We start from the raw sequence: 17,409 nt of genomic DNA, 5'->3' as shown, positions 1-17,409 counted from the left end.
GCACCTATGCCATCAAGTCTCTACAATGTCTGCAACTCTTTGTGAATGAATCAGTTTATCGCACGCCAATGACTCACATATCAGCCCTAACGCCGCCAGCCGTCAAAAATGGCACTCAAATTCAGACTCTGTCCACCGTGGGCGGCGTTTGCCAAGCCGTTACACTCGCCAATTTAGCGCGTCAACATAAGGGAACGACCTTAGTCGTCACCAGTGACACGCCAAGTGCCTTAAGCTTAGAGTTAGAGCTGAGTTATTTGCTCAGTAAAACAGGCATTAAGGTCAGATTATTCCCTGACCGCGAAACCTTGCCCTACGACAGTTTTTCGCCCCATCAGGATTTAATCTCCCAGCGACTCGAAACGCTATCGCAGCTGTCTCAGATTGAGCAAAATATCGTTATCGTACCCGTCACCACCTTGATGATACGCCTGCCACCTAAGGCCTATTTAAGCGCAAACGTGTTTGTGCTCAAAAAGGGGGATAGCTACAAGTTACACGATGTACGCCAGCATTTAACCGACACTGGCTACCATTCGGTGGAGCAAGTATATGAACATGGCGAGTTTGCCATTCGCGGTTCGATTCTGGATATCTTCCCAACGGGGATGAATATGCCACTGCGCATCGAGCTATTCGATGAAGAAGTGGAAACCATTCGCCATTTTGATCCAGAAACCCAACGCTCATTGCAACCTGTCGACTCGATTCGCCTATTGCCCGCGAAGGAATTCCCAACCGACAGTTCGGCCATCGAAGGTTTTAGGCAAAGATACCGCCGCCGTTTCGAGGTCATAGTCAAAGAGCCGGAATCGGTTTATCAGCTAGTGAGCCGTAACTTGATGCCGGCGGGGATCGAAAACTACCTGCCGCTATTTTTTGATGACACCGCCACCCTATTCGATTACTTGCCCAAGGACACTCAACTCGTCACCTTAGGCGATATCGAAAAGTCGGCGCGTGCGCATCTGCAAGAAGTCGAACATCGCTATCAAGACAGACGCGTCGATCCACTGCGGCCATTACTGGCGCCTAAAGAGCTGTATTTACTCATAGAAGAGTTATTTGCCGCCTTTAAACCGCTGCCACGTTATCAAATGCAAGTGCCAACAGATGGCATTGAAACAACGAAAGCGGTTGTTATTGCCGCCAGCACCCTGCCCGACATCAGCGCCAATCATAAATTAAAGCAACCGCTGCTAGCGCTGCAAGATTATGCCAGCAGCGCCAAACGCATGTTGTTTAGCGCTGAGTCCGAGGGTCGCCGCGAAGCGCTGCTTGAATTACTCGCTAAAATTCAGTTAAAACCTGCACTGTTTAACCATTTTGATGAATTTATTCAAAGTGATACCAAGTTAGGCCTTATCGTGTCGCCGCTGTCACGCGGTTGTTTGCTGCAGATCAGCGCCAAAGATAGTATCAGTATCATTTGTGAGACTGAACTCTTCGGCCATCGAATTTCCCAGCAACGCCGCCGTGAGAAACAGCGTCAGATCAGTAATGATGCTCTGATTAAAAACTTGGCCGAACTCAAAGTTGGCCAGCCCATAGTGCATTTAGAACACGGCGTTGCACTTTATAGGGGCTTAGTCACCCTAGATACGGGTGGATTGGTCGCAGAATACTTGCAATTAGAATACGCTGGCGGTGACAAACTGTATGTGCCAGTGTCTTCATTGCATCTCATCAGCCGTTACAGTGTTGGCGCCGATGAAGACGCCCACTTAAATAAACTCGGCAATGAGACGTGGGCTAAAGCCAAGAAAAAGGCGATTGAAAAAATCCGCGATGTTGCGGCCGAGCTGCTCGATGTCTATGCCCGTCGCCAAGCGCGTCCCGGCGAAAGCTGCGCAATTGATGAAGAAGAATACGCTCAATTCGCCCGCGGCTTCCCCTTCGAAGAAACCGTCGATCAAGAAAGCGCCATCATCGCCGTGTTAGCCGATATGCAATCGCCGACCGCAATGGACAGATTAGTCTGTGGCGATGTGGGCTTTGGTAAAACCGAAGTCGCCATGCGCGCCGCCTTTGTGGCCGTCAACGCTGGCAAACAAGTGGTCGTGCTAGTTCCGACCACACTGCTTGCCCAGCAACACTATGAAAACTTTAAAGACAGATTTGCCGACTGGCCCGTGGTCACTGAAGTGATGTCACGCTTTCGTACCGCCAAAGAGCAGACTCAAGTGCTGCAGCAATTGGAAGAAGGCAAAGTCGATATCGTTATCGGTACCCACAAGTTACTGCAATCTGAGGCTAAGTTTGAAAACTTAGGCCTATTGATTATCGACGAAGAACATAGATTCGGTGTGCGTCAGAAAGAGAAAATCAAGGCGCTGCGCGCCAACGTGGATATCTTAACCCTGACCGCAACGCCTATTCCGCGCACCTTAAACATGGCCATGTCGGGTATGCGCGATTTATCAATTATCGCCACCCCGCCCGCCAAACGTTTAGCAGTGAAAACCTTTGTACGGGAATCGGATCCCGCGACTGTGCGCGAAGCCATTTTGCGGGAAATTCTCCGTGGCGGCCAAGTGTATTACCTGCACAATAATGTTGAAAGTATTGAGAAATGTGCCCAAGGCATTATCGATTTATTGCCTGAAGCGCGAGTCGTCGTTGCCCACGGTCAAATGCGTGAGCGCGATCTAGAACGGGTAATGTCAGACTTTTACCATCAAAGATTCAACGTGTTAGTCTGTACCACTATTATCGAAACCGGTATCGACGTCCCGAGTGCCAACACCATTATCATTGAGCGCGCCGACACCTTTGGTCTGGCACAATTACACCAATTGCGTGGCCGCGTCGGGCGTTCGCACCATCAGGCCTACGCTTATTTGATGACGCCGCATCCCAAACGTATGACCCCAGATGCGCGCAAACGTTTAGAAGCTATTGATGCTCTTGAAGATCTCGGTGCGGGCTTTATGCTGGCGACCCAAGATTTAGAGATCCGCGGCGCAGGTGAACTTTTGGGCGATGAACAGAGTGGCCATATTTCGAAAATTGGTTTTAGCTTGTACATGGAAATGCTCGAAGCGGCAGTAAAAGCCTTAAAACAAGGCAAAGAACCGTCACTGGCGCAAATGCTCAATCAGCAATGCGAAATTGAACTGCGTATCCCCGCCCTGCTGCCTGAAGCCTATGTGAGCGACGTAAATATTCGTCTGTCGCTCTATAAACGCATCGCAGGGTGCGAAACACAGGCGGCGCTGGATGAGTTAAAAGTCGAATTGATCGACCGTTTTGGCTTATTACCTGAACCGACGCGTAACTTAATGGAAATGACCCTCTATAAACATGAGGCGACTCGCTTAGGTGCGACTAAAATAGAAGTGCACAGTAAAGGTGGCAGCATCGAATTTAGTGATGATCATGTCATAGATCCTGTGTTTATTATTGGATTACTCCAAAGCCAGCCACAAATCTATCGAATGGAAGGACCGAATAAGTTAAAGTTCAGCCTTGCAGCCGAAACCAGTAAAGACAGGCTCGCTTTAGTGAAACTCTTGCTAGAACAATTATCGCAACATCGTCTTGGAGATAAATAGTGTTACGTAAACTCGCGGTCTCTATCGCTACACTCATTGCACTATCACACAGTCAGGTCGTCCAAGCAGAAGCTTGGTTCGAGGTTGAAGTCTATGTGTTTGAACGCCAAAGCCAGTCAAGTGAACAATGGCCTGATGCGCCGAACAAGACGAAAACCGATAACGCAATAGACTTAATCTCCCCCGCTATCGCACAAGCAATCACGCCGATACCCAGCGCATCTGCGCCTTGCACACTGGTCTTTGATGCCGATGCAAATAGCCACTGCGCTGAAACCTTAAACGGTACCTCGACGTCAGAACCTATGCCTGCCGCGCCTGCGAGTGTGGAATATCGTTACCCGCCGGTGATCCCATCAGAAATCAGCAGCGCACAGATCAGTTATCCTACAGCCAATGGCAGCCCAGTGTTGTTAACCCGCAGCCAAAGTCAGTTCGCGAGCATTATTAATAGCATATCCCGCGAACGTGGCACGCGCAGTTTACTGCACATGGCTTGGCAACAACCTATGCGTGGTAAGAGTGGCTCAGTACCCATACGCTTATTTGCGGGTAAAGATTTCTCAGGTACTTATCACTTCGATGGCAGAAAAATCATTAAGCAAGCTCAAGCAGAGCCTATGACTAATGCCGATGGCACACCAATGCTTGCACCTGCTGTATCACCAGTATGGGAATTAGATGGCACGCTGAATATCTATTTAAGCCACTATTTATATATTGAAACCGCATTGCACTTGCGCAAAGAAGGCAGAAAATTAATGCCAGCCGTACCCAGTGATGCGGCCGATACCAGCGCAACACTCACGGCGCCCAAAGTCATGACACCATTTTTAATGTCTGTACCTTTGGAGCAAAACCGCCGCGTGAAGAGTGAAGAAATCCATTATTTAGATCATCCCGAAATGGGCATGGTGATCCAAATCCGCAAGATGGCGCAACCCAGTGCAATGCAAAATAATCAGAATGCCGAATCAATACAGACTGTTGGCCAATACTGAACAAACGCACAACCCGCACAATTCTTAAGTTAAAACGGTGCAGTTAAGTTAACACGGTACGTTTAAATTAAGACTGAACGATGGAGAAATCGAGGTAGATATCATCAGCCTCGTCTTCTCCTACCGTTACGGTTAATCCCTCAGTGCAGGGCACACCTACTTCGCACCAAGCAATTAAAGCATTAACAGCAATGTCACTGCCTTGGGCGAGTACTTCAACACTGCCATCGCGGCAATTGGTTACATATCCTGTCACGCCCAAGGCTCTGGCCTTAGTCAAGGTCGCATGACGGCAACCAACACCTTGCACTTTTCCCGTCAAATTAATTAATACTCGCTTCATCTCACGCTCCTTTTTCACGGAACCTTGTTATAGAAATAAGCATAGCCGCAATTATCCAAAGGCTAAGTGTTAACCTATGGATTTGTAGAGCAAAAAACAAACAATATTTAAATTTAGGCAAAAAAAACAGCTAACAAGACTGCTGCTAGCTGTGTCGGGCGACATACGCAAAGGGATATCCAATAAATGGACAAATAAAACAGCAACTCTGTATCATTTTGTTACAAAATAGCAAGGGTCGCTACTTTACACAATAAACAATTATTTTCAAGAGTTTGAAAAGTAAAACTATCCATCCCGAATGAATATAATGCTTTTAGCTGAAAATCAGCTCGTACACCCATCTGCATTGTTCATGTTTAAAAACATCCCCTGTGATAGCCGAAGAAGTATAAAGGCGTATTGACGTTTGATGCTGAGATTGTGTTTGTTCTGGCAAGTTAGTAAACGCGAAACGAGGGTTTGAGAAGTGAGCCCTCTAATGACAAGCGGCGCGTATGCCTGACGATAAAGCAAGGCAAGCAAACTAGATGCAAAAAAGCAAAAAACCGGCCTAATTAGCCGGTTTTTGCTTGATTGTGTGAGTAGGTGATGAAGTGCTACTCGCTGATCATCAGACCATTTTGATAGCGATACTCGGATGAGGGTTCACCATTAAAGTAGTACACCGACCTGCCGTGCAGTTGATTATCAAGATACTCATCACTTTGCAGCAGGCTGCCATCTTCGTTAAAACTATAGCCTTTGCCTTGCAATTGACCTTGATCATCATACTGGGCCCGCCCTAATAAATGGCCATTGGCGGAAAAGGCTTGCCAGTGACCCACTTCGTGTCCTGCTTTATAGTTGCCATGCCAGAGCTTAACCATGCTGTAGCTGCTTTCATCTTGCAGCAGCCATTGGCCTTCGCGCTGACCGTTAACATACTGACCTTGGGCTTGCAGTTGTTTATCAAAGCCACGCAGTAAATACGCGCCATGTAACTTAGCATTTTTATAAAACTCTCGGCGCATTATCGTGCCATCGGCTGCGATTTCTGTTTGTTCACCACTCAGCTCACCTTGTTGGTTAAACTGCTCATTGCGCGTCGTATCCGCGTTTTTTGTGACCCACTTGCCGGACTTTAACCCAAAGTGATATTGGCCGCTGACAAAGCCGCCGTCCTCGGCCTTGTCTTCTCGATATGCACCGTGCATTTGACCTTTGCGGTAGTTTATCCGCCTGATATAACCATTCCAGCCTGCACCGATATACAAGCCATCGTATCGTCCCTTGAGTTGTTCATCACGTTCAATCAGCTCACCTGCTGCATCAAAACGTTGACGTAAGCTCCAGTCTTTTGCAGTATCTTGCTGATATTGATAAGTTAACTTACCCGCAGAATCGAAGCGCTGTTCAGTGCTAGTCTGACCTTTAGCGAGGTATTGCGTGTCGGTTTGGGTCGCAACGTTACCGGCATTATCATAGGTAATATGTTGAATTTCACGACCATCCTTATCATACTTTTGCAGCTCTGCTAACCGCCCTTGTTCATCAAAACGCTGCTGGTTTCCCACCTGTTTATCATGCTCATAGTGTTTAATCTCTTGCAGCACATCGGCAGCTCGGTAAATCAACACTTCGCCGTGTATTTTCCCCTTAAGATAAAACTCTTTAGTGTATAACCAGCCTTCTTTTGTCCAATACAGTCGCTCGCCTTCTCTTTTTCCCGCCACCATATTAACGGTTTGCTCCGGCTGACCATTGTTATGAAAGCTTTCATATAGGCCTTCCATACCGTTAGCGCCGTAGGTTACGCGTGTTTGCAACTGGCCATTGTTAAAATAACTTTGCGATAATCCTAATTCAGCACCATTCACACGATGCTGAAGCTCCCTTAATTGACCATTAGTATGGTAACTTTTCTGATCTCCATGCAACTGGCCATGCTGGTAGTGGTACTCTCCCGAGAGCGCTCCGTCTTCCCAATAATGCAGATGCGTGCCTTGATAACGCCCTTGTGCATCGCTACTGCCCTTGCGAGACAGTTGACCATCGGGGTAGAAAAACTCGAAATCACCAACGATAAAACTCTCGGCTAAATTGGAACTGTTGACGCTGCCCTTAAAAACGGGTTTATCCGTCTTCAGATAAAAGAGTTGTAGCGGCCACACGCCATCTTTCTCTGTTGGTGCTTGCTCCTGATAATAAATGGCTTCACCAGGCACATCGCTAAGCCGCCATAGTTCGTCGAGTAAAATTCGCTCAGCCGACAGATTAAACGACATAAGTAGCGCAGATAATAGTAATAAGACTCTCATATTCTGCTCCTTAAGGTAACGCAGGGAAGGTATTAACCCACTGTTTATTGACCGGTTCGCCGCTTATCGTCAGCTGCTCTATCTGTGCTGCGCGCCCCGCCAGTACAAACCAGCGTTCCTCACGTAATACTTGCTGCAACGGACGCTGATAAAAATCACTGCTGTCACCTTGAATAGCAGGAGCTAGCTGTAAATTTTGCGCATTTAAAAAACGATAGCGCCGCATAAAGTCGGCCACAGTTTGATGGGCATCAACATTCGGCAACTGAGTGATATCAATCAACCAGCTTTGCTCGGGTTGATACGCTAGCGCTTGCCATTTGGGCGTCCCGGTACAGGCCAAAGTGCTGCTGACATTGATGTCGTAAAAATTGCGGCGGATCCCATCGGCGCTAGTCAGTTGGTACAGCACAAACTTATCCAGCCCTCCACCAAAACCCGTGTTGTTAGTGCTTGTGTTTATCCATTGCAGTGTGTGCCCGTTGACCTTAGGTGCATCGACAACACTGAGCGTGCACACCGCTGCCTGCTCGGAAGTTAACAGCAAACTGACGCCGTATTTGGCCACGACTTGCGGCTCAAGTAAGGCGGGGTCTTCAGGTGCAGTAACTTGCGGCTGATTAACATAGGACGCATACATATCATCACTATAAAGCAGTTGTTGCTGCGCCGGCGGATAGGCGACATTTTGCGCGTAATCTTGAGTCGGAATAAAACGAATGTTCTTAGTCAGTTCACCACTGTCAACCACAGTATTCACATAGAGTGTCAGCGTGGGCGGCGCTGCGGGAAAGGTAAACTGTGTGATCGATTCATATTGTGTCGATGAGGCCAACGCCAGCATATTTTGCTCTGCCGGGGTTAACCAATCCGGCCCAGTGGGCGGCGGTGAAAGATATTTCACCATAGCGCCTTCGGCACCGTCAAAGCGCCGGTATAACCAAGATTTGTCAGTGCTGCCTCGCGATTTCAGCAAATAACTGAATGGTTTATCTGGGATTGGCGAGAGTTCCAGCTGTATATCTTCATACTGCAAGGCCACCGTTTTGCTGGGATCGGGGGTCAGGTTAAGTTTAACCAATTTCGCGCTGCGATAATGGGCAGTCGCGCGAAACTCAGCAACCTGAGCTAAGAGGTCATTCGGCGCATTCCAACCGATAAGCAAATTCTGCTGCTCAGACTGATGGAAACCACCCTGTTCTGGATAACTGTAACTGCCTACCTTGCTCAATTGCAGCGGCAGTACTGTGCCATCCGCACTGTGTGCTGTGATATCGGTTAAGCTAAACCCGCCTTCAGGTTTAAAACCTGAAAAGTCATACTGATAAGTCAGCTTTAATAAATCATCTTGCTGGTAAAAGTAGCCCGCATCATAGGCAAATACAGCATCTTGGGTTAAGGTCTTATTGACGTTATCCAACACAACGTCAGGTTGTGTTTGATACTCAAATACTGGGAAATCATAAAAATCTAAATGCTGCGTCAGATCGCCCAACTGGCGCTCCTGCGGCAACATAATAACGTTGCTGCGCACTGTGCCCTTATAGCCGTAGCGCTCAAACGGCGCTTCTGCCACTAAGGCTAACTGCGCTAACCAACCCCGCTCACGTTCTAACATCAGCTGACCGTATATTTTGGCTTGCTCGCCGCCACTTTCAACTTTGGCTAATACATGCGTATCAGTGACTTGCAATACAGTAAGCTTGGCATTGGCGTGGCCTTGATAGGTAGGAAGCGCGACAACCGCCCCCGCTTTGGCGGGTATGGTGCTAAGGAAGGCAGATGAGCTAAAGAGCTTTTTCAGTTCCTGCTCAAGCTCTGCGCCGCGTTCAGCCAACAGCGCCTGCCATACAGGTTTGTTCAATGCACTGAATTCTTTAACGCTGCCATCGTCTAGATTTAAAGAAAATTCAAACCCCTGCGAGAAAATAGCGTGCATTTCTGGATTACGATCGGCCCGCTGGCCACTACTGACGCCGCTCCCTTGGCCATCGCGCATGTTCATATAATCGACATGCACTTGAAACCGACTGTTTTTGCCTGTTTCGAGGACCTTATAACGCAGCAATTGATGTGACGTGGCGTTAACCGTTTCGGTACGCTGACCATTGTCTACAGTGATGTTAGTGGTGCTATACAGCTGATACGAGCGCTCTTCCCCTTTTTCAGGCGTAAACTCAACATCAGCATCCCCAAAAGAACAGGCCGATAATAAACAGCATGCAACTACGCTAACCAAGTACTTCATGGTTATTCCTTGTATCTCAAACAAATAGTAAGCGCCGCATTATGCCCTTTCATACCCAGTAAATAAAATGCTTTGGCTATTTTGCCTGTCCAGCGCAACACCTTAATGCACGACTAAAATATCCTTTTAGATAGTCACAGGTACAGCAATGCCAATCTTAACTAACACTTCTGCTGTTCGTTTAGCTAAAAAGCTATTGCCCCAAAGTGAGTTAACACGGGGCGTTTGACCACAAACTTGCTACCTCATTTCCCCAACAAATTCTCATCTATTTTCTGCTTTCAGCAATTCACCATAAGTGGCCGAAACTGGAGCGTTAGACAGTCGTATTAAAAAATGCGTAGCTCTGAGTGTTTTTAAGTCAATCTTTGTGCGCGCTATCTCAATCATTAACATCTAAAACTATTTAAAATTAATTAGTTATGTAAAGCGGAACTTAGATAATAGGTTTGGAAAACGCGCATGCGCGTTTTTCCGGATGGTGTATTTGTAAAAAATCTGATAACTTCTTTACATACAGATAGTTAACTGTGCGCATTTTTACTGGTCTAACGTGATAAACGCGCATGCGCACGAATAAATTGTTAAATTAAAATTTCAAGTTGGTCATTTATGAAAGAAAAAATATTATATCCATCAAAAGCTAGTCATAGAATCGGAGATCTTTTATCAAAAGACTTATCTAATGAAACAAAAGCCAATACAGCTCGTTGGTATGCAGAAATGCTAATAAAAGAGTTTTTAAAAGATCAATTTGAAGATGAAACGTATAAAAAAGAATCGCTATCATATTTAATTTCAAAATTAAAAGGAAAGATAGATAAAGGTATTATAGATTCTTTAAGCTTAATAAAAAACTTTGGGGATAAAGCTTCTCATTACAATCCCGATGTGGCGATTACAGATAGTGAATCTCAAAAAGCAGTTGATGCAGCCATAAGATTATATCAGTTTATAATAATTGATGAATTAAAAAAGAGAGATTTTTACTATCATCGTGACCGAACGACACTTATAAGTGTGCTTTTACCTTCAATGAGAGTTGAAATATACTCCGAGTTATTAGATTTTACATCTAAAAATTTAGACCCGATACTAGTTTGGAAGTGGTGTCTAGCTTGCTTGAAAAACAACAATATCAATAAAGCTAAAAGAAAACTAACACAATTAAGAAAAAATAAAATATTAAATGAACATAATTTCAATGTTTTATCTAATGACCTTAATGTAATGAATAAAGCTAGAATAAATGATGAGTTACCGATCCCTTTCACAAGAGCTGATTTTTGTAGAAATTTAAATGATTTATTGGGTAAACACTTAGACGATGAAAGTAAAAATGTCAACAGTAGGTTAATTAGTATATTGTCATCGATGGCTGATGGCATTGAACCTAGTAGTATGAAGCATTATGAAGGTATGCGAATATTTTAATTTAACAAAAAAAATCAATGTGACGCAGTAAGTGCGGAATTTTTGGTTTAAAGTGCGGTAGGTTTGGAATGTTCATCTTGGCGCACATTATTTTGGCGTTAGGCATTCACGAGGTAGTAGCATTTATGGAAGCAGTTACATGGGGTTTTATTGGTACAATTGTTGGTGCTCTTGCAAGTATTGCTACAACTGCAATTACGAACTGGAGCTCTTATAATTTAAAAAATAAGACTATTCAGCATGAAAGAGAGGAATTAGCCAATGCCTTTCAACGACAGACTATTCTTGAGCTACAAGTTGAACTTTTAGAATATATTCGTACTTGTTCTCAAATACATAGGCATGACCGTGTTCACTTTGAAAAAACTGAACATTGGGGGAGCTTAATCCCAGATGAATTAAGTGAGCTAAATAGAAGTTCGAGTGCAAAAGTTTCTATATTAATTCAACGAATTTCTGATGATGAGTTAAGGGGCAACCTGATGTCATTAAAAGGAAATTGTACAAAGTTCCTACTTGCTAAAGATCAATATGAAGCTGGTGCGTATTACTCAAGCTATTCAGATGACTATGACAAAACCAGTGTTCTTCTTGGTCAGGTTTTAAGGTCTACTTACTGGCAAAAAATGCCTAGCAAGGCAATTAAACGGAACTAAAACAGCGGGTTACGTTTCACATCGCTACACATTATAACCCACTATTCTAGTCCGCTTATTGCGGCGTTAGCCGTACAAAGGATATTTATGAGCACTACTTTTTCTTCAGTTAAAATGATAATGGATCAATTTGGCATTGAAGAAGACTCAATGGATGAGCTGAGATCGAAGCTAAGAATAATGCAAACACCGCATCATCCTGATAAGAATGGTGGTAGCTTTGTTGATGAAGATAGCGAGAGGAAATACCATGAACTCGATAAAGCCATTTCCTACATTGACAACATTAATAAAAACAATACTGATTTAGTAACAATTTCTGCAGTAACAGATTTGACTAAAGCTGTAACCGCGATGGTAGCCGCACAGAACGAGGCTTCAAGTAAAGATACTCTATTATCCTCTGAAATTAACCGAAGCATTGGAAGATATCATTCAAAGCTTAAAACTCCAAGAATTGCGCTAACAGCTATCACTGTCGCTATTTCAGCCATTTGGATGTTTCCAAATACAGTAAAAGAACATCCAGTGCTAAGTAAGTTCATTAATTTCGATAGTATGTCCACAAATATCACATGGCTTTACATGCTGATTTTTGCTGTTGTGTTTTGGGTTATTACATGGAGAAGGGAGGAGCTAACTAAAGAGCGGCAGGAAAGCTTGAAAACTGAGTCAGTTCAAAACAGACTCTTTGCTAGCTTCATTGATAGCTTACACAGCGATACCTTCACTCTTGAACATTTTGTCGACTTCATTATGCATCGACATGAAAGGTATCCTCGATACCCATTTTACTTTATCTTTGGTAGTTCGAGCAGAATTGATTCGCCGTTGGCACATGCAACCGCCGAGGTTATCTTAGAAAGAGCACTAAAAAGAAAAGCTATAATAAGCCGCAATTCTGGTTCAATATCTACAGTGTACCAAGTTGCATCGGCTAACAAGGCCAGCAAGTCGGACTCGTAAACTCGCCGCTTCTGGCGGCGTTAACCCATAGAAATTTTTATCCGAAACTGACGAGTTAGAGTTAAGGCTCTAACTCGGAAATTGTCCAAAAGTGTGTTGCGTATGTCTTTTTAATCTACAGGTTACGTGAATGCACGAAAGGTGAGCCATGGTGATTGGCGAGACGACCGTCCGCCCCATGGACGGGGCGGTCGAGCATCCAAGGATGGACTAGCAGCGCGTCGGTGAGTAAATACCATGGCAAGCCTATATGCGGGGATATCAGCCAACACTAAAATTCTACTTAATCTAGTCACACTCACAATGTGCGCGGTTTGAAGTACGAAAGCCAAAACCATAAGGCGGAATAGCCGATGAGATAAATCCACTCCCCTCTTAAATATAAAAAGAGGAGTGATACTTTTATTCAATCGATATAAATCAAGCCAACTTAAAGGCTTTTATTTTGGGCAGATGGGCAGCGAGCTGGGGGAATTTATGGGGTTGAACGTCATCCCAATCAATCGAATAATAGGCGCTTAATTCACTGGCGAGTTGCTGATTATCGAACATCTCATCATTCACAGAAAATATGCACATGGCCTTGTGGGTATTCTTTTCGCGAAATTGCAACACACACTTATTGGCGATATCGGCATATTCTTCTGGGCGGTCAATCTTGCCCTGCATATTATTTTCTGGGTGCAAATTAGGGTTAATCAGCACAGATTTAAGACCATTTAAAAATCCAATCCGCTCGGCCCAATAAGCGCCGAGTCCTACGCCAACCATTAACGGCGCGGGATCGTCGCTATGCTGCATTTGCTTAGCGACTTCCTTGAGCAAGTGTTGCATGTCGTGCTTAGGGTGCAAAGTGCTGTAACTGATCAAACGCACATCAGGGTCAATAAATTGCAACTGACGCATTTTTTCGTGATTACCTGGGCTAGTAGCATCAAATCCATGAAGATAGAAAATCATATCAAGGCCTTTTAATCATTTTTGATTACAGTGAATTAACTAACCCTAGCAAAAGAGTGATCTCACACCTTGCGCTACATCAAACTTTCGCCTGTTGAGCCAAACAAATTTGCTCGGCAAGCTGCTTGGCATTTTCCCAACGAGCCGTATTATCGAGCGCCGCTGCCGTTTGCGCGGCATTGGGTTTAAGTAAACTCGCAGGATACTGTGGCGCGCTCGCAGGCCAAGTAAAGCCATCGAGTAGCGACATTACGCCCGCATTGTCATTACACACTAAAATCATGTCGCAACCTGCGGCTAAGGCGGCGCTGGCCCTTGCACGGTAATCGCCCGCAAATCCTGCGCCTTGCATGCCGAGATCGTCAGAGAAAATCACCCCGTTAAAGCCAAGTTCTTTACGCAGCACTTGTTTTAACCAGTATTCAGAGAAGCCCGCAGAGTTAGGGTCGACTTTAGGGTAAACCACGTGCGCGGGCATCACGCCTAATAATTTCTCTTTTGCGATCAATTCTTTAAACGGCAGGATATCCTTTGCAAAAATGGCCTCGGCATCACGTTCATCAATGGGTTTCTCGTAGTGCGAATCCGCCACCACACTGCCGTGTCCGGGGAAATGTTTACCCACAGCGCCCATGCCAGCTGCGGCCATGCCAGCAATAAAACTTTCGGCCAGTGTAATGACCTCGGCGGGCTCTGGGCTAAAGCTGCGTTTACCGATGACTTGGCTCACGCCGTTTAAGTCCAACACGGGCGCGAAACTTAAGTCGATATCGCAAGCCAGTAATTCAATCGCCATCAAGAAACCGAGCTCACAGGCCCAACGCTTGGCCAATACCATATCACCCTTTGCTGCGGGTAAAATGTCGCCCATGGCGGGAATAATAGTAAAACCATCACGGAAACGTTGTACTCGGCCACCCTCGTGATCGACGGCGATTAATATTTCTGGGCGGATTTGGCGTATCTGTTGTACCAGACGGAGCAACTGATCACGGCTCGAAAAATTGCGGGAAAATAGGATTAAACCACCCACCTGTGGATGGCGTAGCATCTCAGACTCAGCCTCACTGACGTCCAACGACAGTAAATCCAACATTAAATAGCTCATACTTCTCCCTAAAAATATTCATTAATACTCAAAAAATAACCACTCAAGCCATAAGTAGTCCACGCTCACAAAAAAGCTAAAAAAAGCGAGCCACCTACTCTTGTAGCGCTGTCGAAGCCTGTATTCTTGACCATAAAATGGCCTGTAAAAAAGTCCCAATTAAGTTCAGCTTATCCGAACTATTACGAATAAAAAAAACTAATGTGAATTGTCACACTAATCTATGGGATACTGGCGTTAGAGTATCACACAAGCAGATTTCGCATGAAAGAACGCCGCCACTGACCAGAGTACACGCGCAAGATTAGCGTGCTTCAATCTGCAGAGCGAGCAATCCCATGCACTCAGACTAAAATAATAAACAAGACACAACAGGACTTCTATCATGATTAGCGTATTTGACATGTTCAAGATCGGCATAGGTCCATCGAGTTCACATACCGTCGGCCCAATGAAAGCGGGCAAAATATTTATGCAAAACCTGACTGACTCAGGACTCGTGACCCAGATTGATGAATTAAGAGCCGAACTCTTTGGCTCCCTCGGCCAAACAGGCAAAGGCCACGGCACGGGCAAAGCAGTGATTTTAGGCTTAATGGGCGAAGATCCCGAAACCGTGGACACTGACAGTATCGACGGTATTTTAGAACACGTCTCCAAGGACGAAACCTTAACGCTGCACTGTGGCAAAGTGGTTAAGTTTACCCGTGAGCAAGGCATTACCTATCACAGACGCAAAACACTACCTGCGCATGCTAACGCCATGACCTTGTACGCTTACTGTAAAGGGGAATGCATTTTTGATCGCACTTACTACTCAGTGGGCGGCGGCTTTATTTTAGATGAAGATGAAATTAGCCAACGTAATGCATCACCAGCCTCACAAATTGAATCGGCTCCTTTTGATTTTGTGAGTGCGGCTCACTTACTGGAATTATGCGGCGAGCAAGGTCTCAGCATTTCTTCTTTAATGATGGCGAACGAACTGAGTTTAGCCACTGAAAATGAAGTCAAAGCCAAGCTGTGGAATATTTGGCAGACGATGAAAACCTGTATCGAACGCGGTTATCAGAAGGAAGGTATTTTACCTGGCGGCCTAAAACTGCGTCGTCGTGCACCTGCACTGTACCGTCGTTTGAAAGCCGAAGGCCGTAACAATGTCGATCCATTAACCGCTATGGATTGGGTCGATTTATTCGCCCTGTCGGTCAACGAGCAAAATGCGGCCGGTGATCGCGTCGTCACTGCGCCAACAAACGGTGCTGCGGGAATTATTCCTGCCGTATTATGCTATTACGATACCTTCGTACAAGAAGTGGATATCGATGTCTGCGCCCGTTATTTATTAACTGCCGCTGCAATTGGTATTTTGTACAAGAAAAATGCCTCAATTTCGGGCGCCGAAGTCGGTTGCCAAGGTGAAGTGGGCGTGGCCTGTTCTATGGCCGCTGGCGCACTGACTGAAATCATGGGCGGTACGGTTGAGCACGTTGAAAACGCGGCTGAAATCGGCATGGAACATAACTTAGGTCTAACCTGCGATCCTGTGGGCGGCCTAGTGCAAGTGCCTTGTATCGAACGTAATGCCATGGGCGCGATCAAAGCGATCAACGCTTCTCGTATGGCCCTACGCGGTGACGGTAACCATAAGGTTTCACTAGATAAAGTGATCAAAACCATGATGGACACCGGCAGAGATATGCGCAGTAAATACAAAGAAACCGCCAAAGGTGGCCTAGCAGTCAACATTGTTGAGTGCTAAGTGCTGAGTGTTAATTCACTTTCGCTAATTGCTTAAATCGCACCATAAAAAATGCCGCAACTCACAAAGTTGCGGCATTTTTGTTTTAGCTCATCGGCGTGACTGCTGAATCGGCTATTTAAGGCTTAAAGTATAAGCTATGGAACTTAAGGTGCTCTTCAATAAAGCTCGCGATGAAGTAGTAGCTGTGATCGTACCCCGCTTGCATCCGCACATCCAAGGGATAACCCTTGGTATGGGCGATATCCACCAGCGATTGTGGCATCAATTGGGTATCTAAAAAGCTGTCAGCTTCACCTTGGTCAATCAGTACTGGCACTTCGCTAATCGCGAGCTTAAGCAACTCACAGGCATCATACTGACACCAATGTTCACGATTTTCACCTAAGTACTCGCTAAAGGCTTTAATACCCCAAGGTACATTACTTGGATTCGAAATCGGGCTAAAGGCCGAAATTGAGCTGTATCTGTGTGGATTACTCAGACCAATCACCAAAGCACCATGACCGCCCATTGAATGGCCGGAGATGGCGCGCTGGGTAGTGACAGGAAAATGCGCTTCAATCAAGGTAGGCAGCTCATGGACTATGTAATCGTACATTTTGTAATGACGATTCCAAGGTGCTTTTGTCGCATTGAGGTAAAAACCCGCGCCTAAGCCTAAATCGTAAGCTTTATCTGCCGCATCGGGCACATCGTCACCGCGAGGACTGGTATCAGGGGCGACAATCGCCATCCCAAGTACTGCTGCCATGCGCTGTGCACCCGCCTTCTGCATAAAGTTTTCATCGGTACAGGTTAGACCTGAAAGCCAATACAGCACAGGCACAGGTTTATTCACCGCCTCAGGCGGCAGATAAATGGCAAAGCGCATCTCGCAGTTTAACGACTGAGATTGATGGCGATACTGCTTATGCCAACCGCCGAAGCTCTTGTTACAACTGATATTTTCTATGGTCATACAAGTCCTTTTTAAGCTCAATCTTTTAGCGCTTGTCTTAGCGTTAGTCATCTGCTCAGTTGGCAACACAGCAGACAGATTTGCACCTGTCTGCCGGTTTGTCACATCAAGCTGAA

12 protein-coding genes are annotated in these 17,409 nt (G+C 45.6%); 6 read left to right on the top strand and 6 right to left on the bottom strand.

What is annotated here, in order from left to right:
* Positions 1 to 68 precede the first annotated feature (68 nt).
* Positions 69 to 3,554, top strand: a complete 3,486-nt coding sequence (gene mfd / locus KO537_RS06850; protein ID WP_219234183.1) for a transcription-repair coupling factor — start codon at positions 69 to 71, stop codon at positions 3,552 to 3,554.
* Positions 3,554 to 4,555 (top strand): peptidoglycan binding protein CsiV, encoded by a 1,002-nt coding sequence (locus KO537_RS06845; protein ID WP_219234113.1) that lies wholly within the window; start codon positions 3,554 to 3,556, stop codon positions 4,553 to 4,555. The genes mfd and KO537_RS06845 overlap by 1 nt, the downstream gene beginning before the upstream one ends.
* 67 nt (positions 4,556 to 4,622) lie before the next feature.
* Here KO537_RS06845 and KO537_RS06840 read toward each other — a convergent pair whose 3' ends face one another.
* The 3 genes from KO537_RS06840 to KO537_RS06830 all read right to left on the bottom strand — a co-directional run bounded on the left by KO537_RS06840 (position 4,623) and on the right by KO537_RS06830 (position 9,446).
* Positions 4,623 to 4,898, bottom strand: coding sequence for an acylphosphatase (locus KO537_RS06840; RefSeq protein WP_028759808.1), 276 nt, complete (start codon positions 4,896 to 4,898; stop codon positions 4,623 to 4,625).
* Between the two features lie 599 nt (positions 4,899 to 5,497).
* Positions 5,498 to 7,198 (bottom strand): hypothetical protein, encoded by a 1,701-nt coding sequence (locus KO537_RS06835; protein ID WP_219234112.1) that lies wholly within the window; start codon positions 7,196 to 7,198, stop codon positions 5,498 to 5,500.
* Positions 7,199 to 7,208: 10 nt separating this feature from the next.
* A complete protein-coding gene (locus tag KO537_RS06830; RefSeq protein ID WP_219234111.1) occupies positions 7,209 to 9,446 on the bottom strand; it encodes a hypothetical protein in 2,238 nt (745 codons plus the stop codon).
* Positions 9,447 to 10,058: 612 nt separating this feature from the next.
* Between KO537_RS06830 and KO537_RS06825 the strand changes: the two genes are divergently transcribed.
* The 3 genes from KO537_RS06825 (at position 10,059) to KO537_RS06815 (ending at position 12,502) form a co-directional block, all read left to right on the top strand.
* The gene (locus KO537_RS06825; RefSeq protein ID WP_219234110.1) at positions 10,059 to 10,880 is read left to right on the top strand and encodes a hypothetical protein; all 822 of its coding nucleotides are present in this window, start codon (positions 10,059 to 10,061) and stop codon (positions 10,878 to 10,880) included.
* A gap of 125 nt (positions 10,881 to 11,005) precedes the next feature.
* Positions 11,006 to 11,536, top strand: coding sequence for a hypothetical protein (locus KO537_RS06820; RefSeq protein ID WP_219234109.1), 531 nt, complete (start codon positions 11,006 to 11,008; stop codon positions 11,534 to 11,536).
* An 87-nt stretch (positions 11,537 to 11,623) separates the two neighbouring features.
* Positions 11,624 to 12,502 (top strand): J domain-containing protein, encoded by an 879-nt coding sequence (locus KO537_RS06815; RefSeq protein WP_219234108.1) that lies wholly within the window; start codon positions 11,624 to 11,626, stop codon positions 12,500 to 12,502.
* Positions 12,503 to 12,922: 420 nt separating this feature from the next.
* On the opposite strand, the gene ycfP is transcribed toward KO537_RS06815, so the two are convergent.
* Positions 12,923 to 13,462 carry an alpha/beta hydrolase YcfP gene (ycfP, locus tag KO537_RS06810; RefSeq protein ID WP_219234107.1) on the bottom strand — a complete coding sequence of 180 codons (540 nt, stop codon included), beginning with the start codon at positions 13,460 to 13,462 and terminating at the stop codon, positions 12,923 to 12,925.
* A gap of 79 nt (positions 13,463 to 13,541) precedes the next feature.
* Positions 13,542 to 14,570, bottom strand: coding sequence for a beta-N-acetylhexosaminidase (gene nagZ, locus KO537_RS06805; RefSeq protein ID WP_219234106.1), 1,029 nt, complete (start codon positions 14,568 to 14,570; stop codon positions 13,542 to 13,544).
* A 385-nt stretch (positions 14,571 to 14,955) separates the two neighbouring features.
* Between nagZ and KO537_RS06800 the strand changes: the two genes are divergently transcribed.
* Positions 14,956 to 16,332, top strand: coding sequence for an L-serine ammonia-lyase (locus tag KO537_RS06800; protein ID WP_219234105.1), 1,377 nt, complete (start codon positions 14,956 to 14,958; stop codon positions 16,330 to 16,332).
* Between the two features lie 118 nt (positions 16,333 to 16,450).
* Here KO537_RS06800 and fghA read toward each other — a convergent pair whose 3' ends face one another.
* Complete coding sequence (fghA, locus tag KO537_RS06795; protein WP_219234104.1) at positions 16,451 to 17,293, bottom strand: S-formylglutathione hydrolase; 843 nt, start codon at positions 17,291 to 17,293, stop codon at positions 16,451 to 16,453.
* Positions 17,294 to 17,409 lie beyond the last annotated feature (116 nt).

The organism is Shewanella sp. NKUCC01_JLK (genome assembly GCF_019345615.1).
GTDB lineage: Bacteria > Pseudomonadota > Gammaproteobacteria > Enterobacterales > Shewanellaceae > Shewanella > Shewanella oncorhynchi.
This window is presented reverse-complemented; position numbering and strand designations above follow the sequence as displayed.